11 protein-coding genes and 4 tRNA genes are annotated in these 12053 nt (G+C 41.8%); 4 read left to right on the top strand and 11 right to left on the bottom strand.

The features are described from left to right. Positions 1 to 167 precede the first annotated feature (167 nt). The 6 genes from ABEF84_RS06045 to ABEF84_RS06020 form a co-directional block, all read right to left on the bottom strand. A tRNA-Leu gene (locus ABEF84_RS06045) sits at positions 168 to 253 on the bottom strand. Positions 254 to 569: 316 nt separating this feature from the next. Next, positions 570 to 654: transfer RNA gene (locus tag ABEF84_RS06040), tRNA-Leu, on the bottom strand. A 43-nt stretch (positions 655 to 697) separates the two neighbouring features. Continuing rightward, positions 698 to 771: transfer RNA gene (locus tag ABEF84_RS06035), tRNA-Trp, on the bottom strand. A 35-nt stretch (positions 772 to 806) separates the two neighbouring features. Further along, positions 807 to 891: transfer RNA gene (locus ABEF84_RS06030), tRNA-Leu, on the bottom strand. 107 nt (positions 892 to 998) lie between these two features. Continuing rightward, positions 999 to 1763, bottom strand: a complete 765-nt coding sequence (locus ABEF84_RS06025; protein WP_347473798.1) for a protein kinase domain-containing protein — start codon at positions 1761 to 1763, stop codon at positions 999 to 1001. Positions 1764 to 1788: 25 nt separating this feature from the next. Further along, the gene (locus tag ABEF84_RS06020) at positions 1789 to 3306 is read right to left on the bottom strand and encodes a DUF3336 domain-containing protein (RefSeq protein WP_347453883.1); all 1518 of its coding nucleotides are present in this window, start codon (positions 3304 to 3306) and stop codon (positions 1789 to 1791) included. A 191-nt stretch (positions 3307 to 3497) separates the two neighbouring features. Between ABEF84_RS06020 and ABEF84_RS06015 the strand changes: the two genes are divergently transcribed. Both ABEF84_RS06015 and ABEF84_RS06010 read left to right on the top strand, forming a co-directional pair. Next, positions 3498 to 4373 (top strand): ATP-binding protein, encoded by an 876-nt coding sequence (locus ABEF84_RS06015; RefSeq protein WP_347453882.1) that lies wholly within the window; start codon positions 3498 to 3500, stop codon positions 4371 to 4373. A 550-nt stretch (positions 4374 to 4923) separates the two neighbouring features. Continuing rightward, complete coding sequence (locus ABEF84_RS06010; RefSeq protein ID WP_347455652.1) at positions 4924 to 5988, top strand: hypothetical protein; 1065 nt, start codon at positions 4924 to 4926, stop codon at positions 5986 to 5988. 64 nt (positions 5989 to 6052) lie between these two features. On the opposite strand, the gene tsaD is transcribed toward ABEF84_RS06010, so the two are convergent. Next, positions 6053 to 7069, bottom strand: a complete 1017-nt coding sequence (gene tsaD / locus ABEF84_RS06005; RefSeq protein WP_347453880.1) for a tRNA (adenosine(37)-N6)-threonylcarbamoyltransferase complex transferase subunit TsaD — start codon at positions 7067 to 7069, stop codon at positions 6053 to 6055. Positions 7070 to 7216: 147 nt separating this feature from the next. Between tsaD and rpsU the strand changes: the two genes are divergently transcribed. Both rpsU and ABEF84_RS05995 read left to right on the top strand, forming a co-directional pair. Next, positions 7217 to 7432, top strand: a complete 216-nt coding sequence (gene rpsU / locus ABEF84_RS06000; protein ID WP_001136722.1) for a 30S ribosomal protein S21 — start codon at positions 7217 to 7219, stop codon at positions 7430 to 7432. A 34-nt stretch (positions 7433 to 7466) separates the two neighbouring features. Continuing rightward, positions 7467 to 7913: a GatB/YqeY domain-containing protein gene (locus ABEF84_RS05995; protein ID WP_034584132.1), complete on the top strand. Its 447-nt coding sequence runs from the start codon at positions 7467 to 7469 to the stop codon at positions 7911 to 7913. An 87-nt stretch (positions 7914 to 8000) separates the two neighbouring features. Here the strand turns inward: ABEF84_RS05995 and ABEF84_RS05990 are convergent, their stop codons facing one another. The 4 genes from ABEF84_RS05990 to ABEF84_RS05975 form a co-directional block, all read right to left on the bottom strand. Next, complete coding sequence (locus tag ABEF84_RS05990; protein ID WP_075174500.1) at positions 8001 to 8963, bottom strand: IS30-like element IS18 family transposase; 963 nt, start codon at positions 8961 to 8963, stop codon at positions 8001 to 8003. 116 nt (positions 8964 to 9079) lie between these two features. Beyond that, positions 9080 to 9436 (bottom strand): hypothetical protein, encoded by a 357-nt coding sequence (locus ABEF84_RS05985; protein WP_347455651.1) that lies wholly within the window; start codon positions 9434 to 9436, stop codon positions 9080 to 9082. Positions 9437 to 9550: 114 nt separating this feature from the next. Beyond that, a complete protein-coding gene (locus tag ABEF84_RS05980) occupies positions 9551 to 10993 on the bottom strand; it encodes a M48 family metalloprotease (protein WP_347455650.1) in 1443 nt (480 codons plus the stop codon). An 86-nt stretch (positions 10994 to 11079) separates the two neighbouring features. Continuing rightward, on the bottom strand, positions 11080 to 12048 hold the full coding sequence (locus tag ABEF84_RS05975) for a D-glycerate dehydrogenase (RefSeq protein WP_347453876.1): 969 nt from the start codon (positions 12046 to 12048) through the stop codon (positions 11080 to 11082). Positions 12049 to 12053: the final 5 nt, after the last annotated feature.

Here is a 12053-nt window from a genome sequence, read left to right as displayed (position 1 = left end):
GGGATTTGAATCTGCGATTAATAATATGGGCTAAGATTAACCTGCTCATCAAATAGATACCTCACTGAAAGCTAGTATTGTCTGATCTAAAATCAAAAGCAATATCACCACCCTACCAAATCACAGGTATAAAAAAAGCAAGGTATTTAACCTTGCTTTTTCATATCTGGTGGGGATAGAGAGACTCGAACTCTCACACCCAGAGGGCGCTGCGACCTGAACACAGTGCGTCTACCAATTCCGCCATATCCCCGATGAGCGCTATATTAGAGCGATTAATTGAAGATTACAAGCCACAGAATGATCAGAAATGTCTTTTTTAATCAAAAATTAAGCAATTAAAATGATTTGCTATTTTTATCACCAGATTTGAAAAGATTCAGCGCGTTAATCAACAGTTTTCAGCTAAATCCTAGTGTTTTTTTAACAGTAACAATATAGCTTATGAGCTCTAAGTTTAGCATCTTTCAAGACCAGTAAGCGATCCCAAAGCTTTCTAGATTCAATTCAAATCATCCTCTCAAATTGCAGGCAAAAAAAAACAAGGCATCAACCTTGTCTCTTTTGAGTGGTGGGGACGGAGAGACTCGAACTCTCACACCTCGCGGCGCTGGAACCTAAATCCAGTGCGTCTACCAATTTCGCCACGTCCCCATCAGGGTACCAACCTAACGTTGGATTTCTCAAACTTTAAATCTGGCAGAGGATCAAGGATTCGAACCTTGACGAACGGTTTTGGAGACCGTCATGCTACCATTACACCAATCCTCTACACTTCACCATCTTACCTAATCGCTTAAGTAATTTGGTGGGGACGGAGAGACTCGAACTCTCACACCTCGCGGCGCTGGAACCTAAATCCAGTGCGTCTACCAATTTCGCCACGTCCCCGTTGGTCGTGTATATTATAGAGATCAATTTGGCCTGACAAGAACTTTTTCATCAAAGCCACAACGATTGCGCAAATAAAAAGCAGATTGTTGTTTTTTGTATTTTTATCAGTCAATTACAGTGAATAAAATACTTCGAATCTGCTTAAAATCGGTAAAACGATTGGCTTTCTGCTTGGCAAGCATGCCTTCTAATACCGATTGAAATAACTGAAATTGAGTATGCAACTGAATTTGCAGGCGCCGACAATGTAAATAAGCCCAGTCTTCATAATCACCTGCCCTCAGTCGGGTTTGCATCAACCATTCTAGCCAAATGATGCCCAGTGCATAAATTTCCGTTTGCACTGTTTTCGCTTCGCCATGAAACAACTCAGGCGCCATATACCGTGGTGTTGCATCCAAGCTTTGAGATGGAACATCGCTGAATCGTCGAACCTGTTCAAAATCAATCAACCTGACTCGACCCTCATACTGAACAAAATGTTCAGCTTTCAGATCGGCATGTAGATAGCCACATTGATAGAGATGCATCACTGCATCCAGACTTGCCAGTAAATGAGTTTGTATTTGTTTCAAGCTTAATTTATGCGGTGATACAGCAAAATGCGCAGGGCAATCTCGCAATAAAATTCCCTGCTGATATTGCTCATCCTTCACTGTGATTTCATGATCAATCAACTGATAAGGAGTGAGAAAATCAGCTTCATGATTATTTAAGAATGATTGGTAAAAATTCCACTCATTTTCAAAGCCCTGCTTGCTATATAAAGCTGCGTCAGGCTGCTGTACCTTCAGCCAATAGAATTGCTCCCCCAGCCTGCCTCGATATAAACGGCGTCCAAAGGCCAAACTACGGGCTTTGGTTTGCAACTCAAACTGAATCTGCTGCAATTCTTCAGATGTCAACGGGAATGTATTCTTGGGTCTGCTCTTCAGGTTCATTTTGAAAATTTAACAATTCCAGACAATGCTGGATGGTTTTGCCTACCCGCTCCTGAGTTTCAATCATGGAGATTTTCGGCCAGGTGGCACGCTCACCTTCACGTTGCAGGATTTTAAACAGATGCGGACGCGGGTTTTGCAGCATATAAGTATAGTGACGTAAGCCATATTTACCGACAATATTCACATCACCATAATAGCGCTGATCTACCACGCCATAACCATGATCCAGCAGACGGCGTACCGGTGGAATACTGCCAGCACGTTCACGAGTAAAGTCCATCAAGCCTTTGGCAAACACCTTGCCTTGACGACGGGCAATGCGTTGCGGCCAGCTCAGCATATCTTTACGGAAACGTGAAGCATCATCCTGCATAAATGGCACGATATGCGGATTGACCTGACTGGCAATGGTGTAATTGATATTGTACAAACGTGCCATTTTTTCCTGCGGGAAATCACTGCGCACGCTACCGTCCACCCAGCGTGTCGCACCCATATATGGCGTGAATTTCCCATCATGGCGTTTACTGGTCAGACGTACTGGCGGAAACAAGATTGGCACAGCACAAGAAGCCAGTACCGCACTCCAAACCAGCAAATCTGGCGAGGTATAAGCATTCATGATGCGTGAATCTTGCGATGCATCATACGGTGCAACTGCAATATTGATATGCAAGCCTGAATTTTTCAGTGCTTCTTCAAAGGTAAAATTCCCCAGGTTCTCGACCAGGAATTTTTTTAGGTATTTCACATCGGCAAAGCCACCATTGCCCTTCATCAGCTCACGGAATTTGCGGAAATGAAATGCTTCGTTAAAGAAGTTGTGCCCTTTCAGGATATCCGCATATTCAGAAGGCTTGGATACACCCAACATGGCAGTCATGATTGCACCAGCACTGGAACCGGATACCACTTTGGGCATCAAATCCTGTTCCATTAATGCCTTACATACACCGGTATGAAACAAACCTAAGGTTGCGCCGCCAGAAAACATCAACGCTGGCTGACCATAAGCATGCTGGCAGCGCTCAAAGAATTCGATTTTTTCTTCTACTGTTAAACATTCACATTGATCAGACGCAATATAAGCCAGACATTTACTGACTTCTTCAACATAATCTTCAATGATTTTTTTGGTACCAACATAGGTTTCAATAAACAGTAAAGGATGGGCAATGTTGGCAATATCGTAGCTCAGCCCTTCACGTAATATATACATCAAGTCTTTAGTGCGATGCTGCATGCGATAGCGTCGCAATTTACCCAGACGATGTGCAATCACTTCTGCATCAAAATATAGTGAAGAATTATCAAGCTTCCATTCCTGTGCCCCAGTTTCTTCATCCAGTTTTAATGCAATATATTTCCATTCCTCATAGGTCTCGGCATTTTCTAATTGCTGTTTTAATTTTTTAATGCGATAGGTCTGATGCGGATTGATATGGGTATTGAAGTCTTTAAACAGCATGCTATACGTAATCCTTATGTTTATTTTTGGCGCCACAAGAACTGCAATCATTTAAGTACAACAGATCATAGCGGCGGGACAATAGCCGAAAATCTCCTTTCCTTGGCAAATTATCACATTTTTCTTGCTTTGACTGCGTTTTTTACAGTGGTAGTATCATCAGCATCATTTAAACGATGTAATCTGCAATCATGGCTACAATTGAGTTACCTGACAATATTTTAAATACTCTTTCCACTGTTTTACAGCAGCTGCAACAAACCCTTCCTGAGCTTAAAACGGCCCCGGATTTTTCTGCCTATGCCTATAAATGGCAAGATGGCCAGCTCAAGCCAATTCACAAGCTGAAAGCTATTGCACTGGATGACTTAAAAGGCATCAAAAAACAAAAAGAAAAAGTAATTCAGAATACCCTGCAATTCCTGAATAACCTACCTGCCAATGATATTTTGCTCACCGGTTCACGCGGTACCGGCAAATCATCTATCGTCCGTGCCCTGTTAACTGAATATGCCGAGCAAGGTTTACGACTAATTGAAATTGAACGTGATGATTTATCAGATCTACCAGAGATCCAGAAGCTGATTGCAGACCGTCCGGAAAAATTCATCGTGTACTGTGATGACCTGGCATTTAATGCAGAAGATGAAAATTACCGTAGCCTAAAAAGTGTTTTAGATGGCTCACTACAGTCTGGTTCCAGCAATTTTGTGATTTATGCGACCAGTAACCGTCGTCACCTGTTGCCGGAATTCATGCATGAAAATACGCCAGCCACCAAGGTCGATGTACCACAATACACTGAACTACATCCGCAAGAAGCGATTGAAGAAAAAATCTCGCTCTCTGACCGTTTTGGTATGTGGCTCTCTTTCTATCCGATGGATCAGAATCTTTACTTAGAAATTGTGGAGCACTATCTGAAAAAAGCCGGTATGGAGCTGACTGCAGAAGCACGTGCAGAAGCCTTACGATGGTGCCAAGGCCGTGGTCAGCGTTCGGGCCGTGCAGCTTATCAATTCTCAAAGCATTGGATTGGTTCACAACAGCTCAAGGTATTGAATTAATCTAATTTAGCCCAAAATTTTCCAAGCTCAGTTTTGTTTAATCATGTAATTATTCTTTAACAAAACTGGGCTTTTTAATATCTAAAGAAGTTTATTAAATCATTAAAATAAAAAATATTTAATTTAATTATCTCGCAATTTTCATGTAATTATCGATTACGTTTACAAACAAATTAGCACCAACATAATACATTTAAAATTTATACCCTTTTCAAGTTTATTATTTGAAACCCAAATAAAAAATATAGCTTTCTCTCAAACGCATTTAATTAAAACAAATATTTGTTTTATAAAAAATATAAATCAACACCACCTCAATTAAAATTATTAAATAATTTAAAAAAAACACCTCTTTAACTATCTTAAATTTTCGCATTTTTCTTAAAAATCTCTCAAATTGCAATGCAATATCATTCATGCATAATTTGCATGAATTTTAAGATTAAATTGCAACTGCCGAATTAGGTAAATCACTTGATCTTAAAATCAATTCAGCAAGAAAAACAAAGTCATTTAATAACTTTAAAAAATAAGCACCAAGGGAATAAACATGACACTGAAATATAAAATGAGTGGAATAGCGCTATTAGCTGGTCTTTTGACGGCATGCGGTGGCGGTAGTGGAAGTAGCAGTGAATCAGCTTCTAGCAACTTACCAGAAAATTTGCCAGATGCCATTTCCCCTGAACTGCCTGATGATTTTGTCCCATTTACCGATGAGACCATTTTGGACAAAATTAAAAATGCGATTACGGGACAAGATGGTACCAGTGAACTTGCAAATAACTACAATGAAGCTCTCGCCCATATGGTCGGTGAGATTTTTGCCGATTATCCGCTTGGCCGGACAGGTCGTGCATTGCAGGTGTATAACCTCGGTGTAAACAGCATCAAAATTGGCAATCTAACCTGTGCTGAAGTCAATACAAATGGCAATACCAAAACACTCACATTAAAGCCCAATAAAGAAACCTGTATTGTTTTGGATAAAACGTTCGTAGCAGGTTCCAAAATCACGCAAACCGTGAATAGTGACACTACAACGGTTACTTTTGACAATGTTCGCTATGGCCACAATTTGGATTTTAGTCTGAAAGACCAATATTTGATTTCAGGCTCTATTCGATATACTTCTTCAAAATCCTCCTTAGGCAAAGAACGTAAATACGATATTTCCAACCTGAGTTTTCAACGGGTAAAAACGGATAGCAATAAGCTGACTGAAGTTGATGTCTATAATGCAGATAGTCGTGAATATTTACAGTTAAAAGACTATAGCTTTAGTCTGGTGGATGATTTTGGCAGCGGCAGCAATGGCACCAGAACTTTACATTCTAAAGGCACAGTGATCGGACAGCCTTTAGATGCAAAATTTAGATATACCTTTAGTTTTGATACAGGTTCTACCCCATTCATCATGAATGAGATTAGCCTAAATAATTACCACCATTTACCTGAGCAAGGCAGCGTCAACATTACTCATAAAAAAGGTTTGTTTGATAATGAACTGATTACCAAGATTCGTCAGGATGAGCCACGTTCATTAAAAGCGGGCGTTTATCTTGGAAATACAAAAGTAGATGATATTTTGTGGTCTTCCATTATTGGTAAATAAATATAAAAAACCTCATCAAGTGATGAGGTTTTTTGTTGTCGCATTCTATGTATTAATCAATACATTAAACCACTTCCGGATTTGTCAGCTCAGTCATTGGCCAACGCGGGGTCGTAGTGACAGCCAAACCATCCTGCTGCCCTGCTTTTAAACGTTGATAACCCGTAAAGGCAATCATGGCACCATTGTCGGTACACAGCGCAGGTTCCGCATAGTAAACGGTTGCCTTGATTTTGGCCAAATCGGCTTCTAAACGCTCACGCAAACGTTTGTTAGCACTTACACCACCCGCAATCACTAGACGTTTTAAACCGGTTTGCTTTAATGCCTTGACTGATTTTTTCACCAAGGTATCGACAATGGCTTCCTGGAAGCTGGCTGCAATATCGGCATCGCGGTTTTCATCACCCAATTTCTTCATTTGTACAGAAACTGCGGTTTTTAAGCCACTGAATGAGAACGTCAGATCCTGATGTAACATTGGACGTGGGAACGCAAAGGCATTCGGATCGCCCTGTTCAGCCAGTTTGGAAATGTTCGGACCACCCGGATATGGCAGCCCCATCATTTTTGCAACTTTATCGAAAGCTTCACCCGCTGCATCATCAATCGATTCGCCTAACAATTCATATTGGCCAATACCGTAAGCTGCCATCAACTGAGAGTGACCACCTGAGACCAACAGTGCCACGAATGGAAATTCTGGTGGAGTTTTAGAAAGTAATGGTGCCAGCATATGACCTTCCATATGGTGCACACCAATTGCCGGTTTATTTAATGCAAATGCCAAGGTACGACCAAACAAGGCACCGGTCATTAATGCACCCATTAAGCCCGGACCACGGGTATAAGCCACGGCATTAATTTCAGATTTCTTGACACCACTTTGTTCAAGCAGCTGATTCAGAAGTGGAATCAGTTTACGCACATGGTCACGTGAAGCCAGTTCCGGAACTACACCACCATATTCAGCATGCAGTTTAATCTGGCTATACAGAACTTGTCCGCGTAAACCCAGCTCGCTGTCATAGAGCGCGAGTCCTGTTTCATCACACGATGTTTCTAAGCCTAAAACGATCATTAAACTGCCTATTACCTGTATCAATTCAATTACGATAACTATTATAGGCTTGTGATATAAGATGTAAATGAGTAAAATACTGACCTTCACTTGTGATCACGGGCAATTCGGCCCATGATCTTATCCATAACTTAATGAGGATTCTTCATGCCACAAGTTAAATTGAAAGAAGGCGAACCAGTAGACGTAGCTATCCGTCGTTTCAAACGTTCATGCGAAAAAGCGGGCGTTCTTGCTGACGTTCGTAAACGTGAATTCTACGAAAAACCAACTCAAGAACGTAAACGTAAAAAAGCTGCTGCTGTTAAACGCTACCAGAAGAAACTGGCTCGCGAATCAGTACGTACTACTCGCCTTTACTAAGATTAATTTGTGATTGACTGCCTGGACAAGATAAATGACTACTTTAAAAAACCAAATAACTGAAGTTTTAAAAGCAACAATGCGTGCTAAAGAAATGGACAAGTTAACGGTTATACGTAGTCTGCAGGCGGCAATTAAGCAAATCGAAGTCGATGAGCGCAAAGAACTTGACGACGCTCAGGTTCTTGCGGTCATTGAAAAGCAAATTAAACAACGTAAGGAATCGATCAAAGCCTATGAAGGTGCTGGTCGAGAAGATTTAGCTAGTAAGGAACAAGCTGAAGTTGAGGTTCTGTCTCAATTTCTACCAGAAGCTATGACTGAGGAAGAGCTTGATTCCCTCATTGCGCAAACAATTGCAGCGCAAGAAGCTACTAGCATGAAAGATATGGGTAAGGTGATGAATTCTCTGCGTCCGCTCATAGCCGGGCGCGCCGATCCTGCACAAGTTTCTGCAAAAATTAAAGCAAAACTGGCCTAATTTCTACTGTAAATAAATCTATTTTTGCGTTGAACTGACTAACTCTCTAGCCAGTTCTCAGCAAACAAATTCTTAAAAATGGCGGATTCAAGCGGCAAGTGCAACAGTATAAAAACCAGCCATAACTTCACTCGGTGTATACCAACCTAGCGTTTTTCTAGGACGATGGTTGAGTGCAAATTCTATCTGCTCTATTTGTTCGTTTGACACGTCATCAAACGATGATGATTTTGGCAGATATTGACGGATTAAACCATTCGTATTTTCATTTCTAGCTCGCTGAATAGACTTGTAAGGATCAGCAAAATACGTCTCTATCCCGGCATCAGTAATTCTTTTGTGTTCGGAAAATTCTTTACCATTATCAAATGTCACACTATAAGCATGGCTCATTCGTAAACGATCTAACGCACAAGTAATCGTTTGAGAGGATGCTCTCGTTGATCCTAAATGAACAATATGTACATACAGGCTCTTTCGATCAACAAGGGTTAATAAAGCACCTTTATGATGTTTACCAATCACCGTGTCACCTTCGAAATCTCCTAAACGTTGTCGTTGATCAATGACCTGGTCTCGACAGTGAATACTTGTTTTATCAATGATTTGCCCCCTACGATCCGTGTTTTTGTAACCTCGTTTTCGATATTTCTTCTGATGCCTTAAGTGTAGATGGAGTTTACCGCCTTTTGATTTATCTTGATAAATGTACTGGTAAATCCACTCATGTGAAGGTACATCCAGCCAACCGCGTTGTGTTAAAGCACCTGAAATTTGTTCTGGTGACCAGTCCAAGCCAATTAAATAATCAATATAGGCGAAGGCAAATGCTGTCATTGATGAGGAAGGACGGTACCGTCTTTGACTTGCAAATTTAGCTGCCTGTTGAGCCCTATATCCACGTTGCCCAGTATTTCTTTTTAATTCACGGTAGATGGTTGACCGTGAACGCCCTAACTCCCGAGCAAGGTTAGCGATTGAGCTTTTACTTTTCAAAGTAGCATAAATTTCGTATCTTTCATCTTGAGAAAGTTGGGTGTATTTCTTCATTGTGTGCTTTCCAATTGCGAGTTGAAAAAGTCTAATGATTCTATGAATACACCTAACTTTTTCAACTAATTACAAATGTGTCGCACTTGGGATTTGAATCTGCGAATTCCAATATTTTACAAATTACAATTTATATTTTTGCTTTGCAGCAATTGCATCATTTTTGAAGCTTTCACCTGATCCACAATATCCTGTCTTGTCATTTTCTGTAGCTTAAAATCCAGTGCTTCACGGTTTTTTTCGGTGGCTTGGTGCAAGCGATCCACATAACCCCCAACAATGCTACAAAACTCCGACTGCTGAGCCGCAGTCAAATTCTGCTGTTGCGGATCAAGGCTACGCAAAAATTCCCGGGATTGCTGATGGTAATCCGTACTGATTTTTTCAACCGACTGCGCATAATCCTTTAAGCTTGCCGCATGCCCCGTCGATATTCCCCAAACTAAAAACAGGCACAATAATCTATTTTTCATTCACCCTTTCTCATGTGCTTCAATTTGCCGCTCAGCATAGTATAAGAAAGGTCGAATTAAAAGCCGCCAAAGATCGAATAAACTAGGATCTATCTGGTGCTTATATTAAGAAGATCAGATCTCGTATTGACGTTCCTGCTGCATCTGTTTTAAACGCTTGGAAATAGTGGCAGACAGAGACTGATTCCCCTTACTGATCCGCTGCGCGTGCAACAAGGATTTAATCGCAGTTTCTTCATTGCCTGACCAATATTCTACTTCTGCACGATAACGCAGCACATTGACCGCCTTATGATCTGACGCAGGCTCAGCATTGGTGGCTGTCAGCATCAAGCGCCAGGCACTTAAATCACGTGGATTGGCATTTAGAAAGCGCTGTACTAGCATTTTGGCCTGATCGGTCTGTTTCATCCGGATCAGCACTTCGGCATATTTATAATTCAAGGCCCTGTTTTCCGGCATAATGGTCGCGGCAGAACGCACACTATTTAAAGCCAGATTCAGCTGATTTTTACCTAGATAAATATCTGTCTGAAATAGCACCAGTAATGGATGAATCTGGTTATGCTTTTTTGCCTGTTCCAATGCCTGCTGAGCATTCTCTTCATCACCTTGTTGTAGATAATAAGCACATAAGGCCAATTGAGCAGCAAAATTGTTTTGCCCAGCTAATAATTTCAGCTGCTGTTCGGTGGTCTGACGGGATAAAACCTTGCTGTACCATTTAATGACATCAAACGTTGGATCGGCCAGTTTGGTTTTTACTTTGGGTAGCTGGTTGGCACGCAACCGGGCTTCACTCATACGTTCAGTGGTCAATGGATGGGTAAACCAGAAATCCGGCAAAAAGCTTAAACGGCTGGTGGAACGATGCATCACTTCAAAAAAATCGGCCATGCTTTGCGGGTTATAGCCAGAAGCATACATATATTGCATACCAATTCGATCCGCTTCACGTTCCTGATTGCGGCTATAAGATAACTGCTGATCCATCAATGCGGCTTGCGAACCCATCATCACGGCAGCACCGGCATCCCCATCTGCTTGTGACGCAACCAAGGCACCCACCAAAATACCCGCCAAAGCCAATAGTCCCTGTCCCTTAAAGGCTTCCTGAGATCGACTGTAATGACGTTGTGTGACATGTGCAATTTCATGCGCCATCACTCCCGCCACTTCATCCATATTTCTGGCAGAATTCAGCAGGCCTAAATTCAGGGCAAACAGTCCGCCCGGAACTGCGAAAGCATTAATTTGTGGATCATTAACAATCACCAAACCAATCGGTTGCTGCAGTTGAGTCTGGCTAAGAATATGAGAAAATACGGAAAAAAGCTGATCTTCCATCCACGGGTTTTCAATCACCGGAAGCTGGCGCTGTACCTCACGATAGACCTTCTCCCCGATCATGCGTTCTTTCTGCTGATCGATCAGCCCAACACCGGTACCAATTTCAGGTACCGTAAACTGGATGGAACTATGATCAAAAGTCTCTGCTGCACTATGCCCCGCCACAATCGATGCGCTTAACCCACAAGCCAAAACTAAACGTTTCAATGAATAATTCTCTAAGCCCGATTTTCCTAACCAACTGAATATACCATTGAAAAATGGGCATATATGCAAGGAAATGTTATTTAATTTTATTGAAACTGTGGATTCACCACATAACGCGGTACACGCCCTTCCAGCACATCCACCAGATTTTGATACGCCAGTTCTGCCATACGTTTACGGGTTTGCGCCGTTGCCGAACCTACATGGGGCAAAGTCACTACATTATCTAAAGTAAACAGTTCAGACTGCTGCAATGGCTCTTGTTGATAGACATCTAAACCAGCAGCAAAAATCTGACGGTTCTTTAATGCCTGAATCAAGGCCTGTTCATCCACTACTGAACCACGTGAAATATTCACAAATACGGCATGAGACTGCATTTGAGCCAGCTGTTCAGCGCCAATCAGGGCGTTGGAATCAGCATTCAGATCAACCGCGACCACCACAAAATCGGAACGTTGCAACAGTTCGTTTAAACTGCAGTATTCTGCATTTAGGCTTTGAGCCAGTTCCAGCTTTTCACGACGGTTATGATACAACACATTCATGTTAAAACCGTAAAAGCCGCGTCGTGCAATTGCGGCACCGATATGGCCCAGCCCAATAATACCTAAAGTCTTGCCAAAGATATCCATACTGAACTGTGCTTCACCCACAGTTCTTTGCCATCGCCCCTGCTTGGTCCATTGATCCAATACCGGGACTTTACGCGCCGCGGCCATTAATAAGGCAAAAGCCAGATCAGCTGTGGTTTCAGTCAGCACATGCGGTGTATTGCTGAGATAGATTTTCTTCTCATTTAAATATTCCAAGTCATAGTTGTCATAACCGACACTAACACTGGAGATGATTTTGAGTTTGGTGGCACTGGCCAGATTGTCACGATTCAGCAAACGCCCTGCCCCAATCATGGCATCTGCATCCTGGACATGCTGAAAAATCTGTTGATTGATATCGCCTAATTTTGGCTGGATATAAACGACATTATATTGTTGTTCGAGTTTGTTCTGGATTTCTGGATGAATTTGACTAAATACCACCACTTTTTGCTTCATGCGTA

The sequence above is a fragment of the Acinetobacter sp. ANC 7912 genome (assembly GCF_039862785.1).
Classification (GTDB): Bacteria; Pseudomonadota; Gammaproteobacteria; order Pseudomonadales; family Moraxellaceae; genus Acinetobacter; species Acinetobacter thermotolerans.
Note: the sequence above shows the minus strand (reverse complement) of the source record. Positions and strands in the feature narration are given on the sequence as shown.

Excerpts from the sequence above, each read along its gene's own strand:
- ABEF84_RS05985 (WP_347455651.1), bottom strand. The coding sequence starts at position 9,436 with ATGAAAAATAGATTATTGTGCCTGTTTTTAGTTTGGGGAATATCGACG.
- ABEF84_RS06020 (WP_347453883.1), bottom strand. The coding sequence starts at position 3,306 with ATGCTGTTTAAAGACTTCAATACCCATATCAATCCGCATCAGACCTAT.
- ABEF84_RS05990 (WP_075174500.1), bottom strand. The coding sequence starts at position 8,963 with ATGAAGAAATACACCCAACTTTCTCAAGATGAAAGATACGAAATTTAT.
- tsaD (WP_347453880.1), bottom strand. The coding sequence starts at position 7,069 with ATGATCGTTTTAGGCTTAGAAACATCGTGTGATGAAACAGGACTCGCG.
- ABEF84_RS06015 (WP_347453882.1), top strand. The coding sequence starts at position 3,498 with ATGGCTACAATTGAGTTACCTGACAATATTTTAAATACTCTTTCCACT.
- ABEF84_RS05995 (WP_034584132.1), top strand. The coding sequence starts at position 7,467 with ATGACTACTTTAAAAAACCAAATAACTGAAGTTTTAAAAGCAACAATG.
- ABEF84_RS06010 (WP_347455652.1), top strand. The coding sequence starts at position 4,924 with ATGACACTGAAATATAAAATGAGTGGAATAGCGCTATTAGCTGGTCTT.
- ABEF84_RS05975 (WP_347453876.1), bottom strand. The coding sequence starts at position 12,048 with ATGAAGCAAAAAGTGGTGGTATTTAGTCAAATTCATCCAGAAATCCAG.
- rpsU (WP_001136722.1), top strand. The coding sequence starts at position 7,217 with ATGCCACAAGTTAAATTGAAAGAAGGCGAACCAGTAGACGTAGCTATC.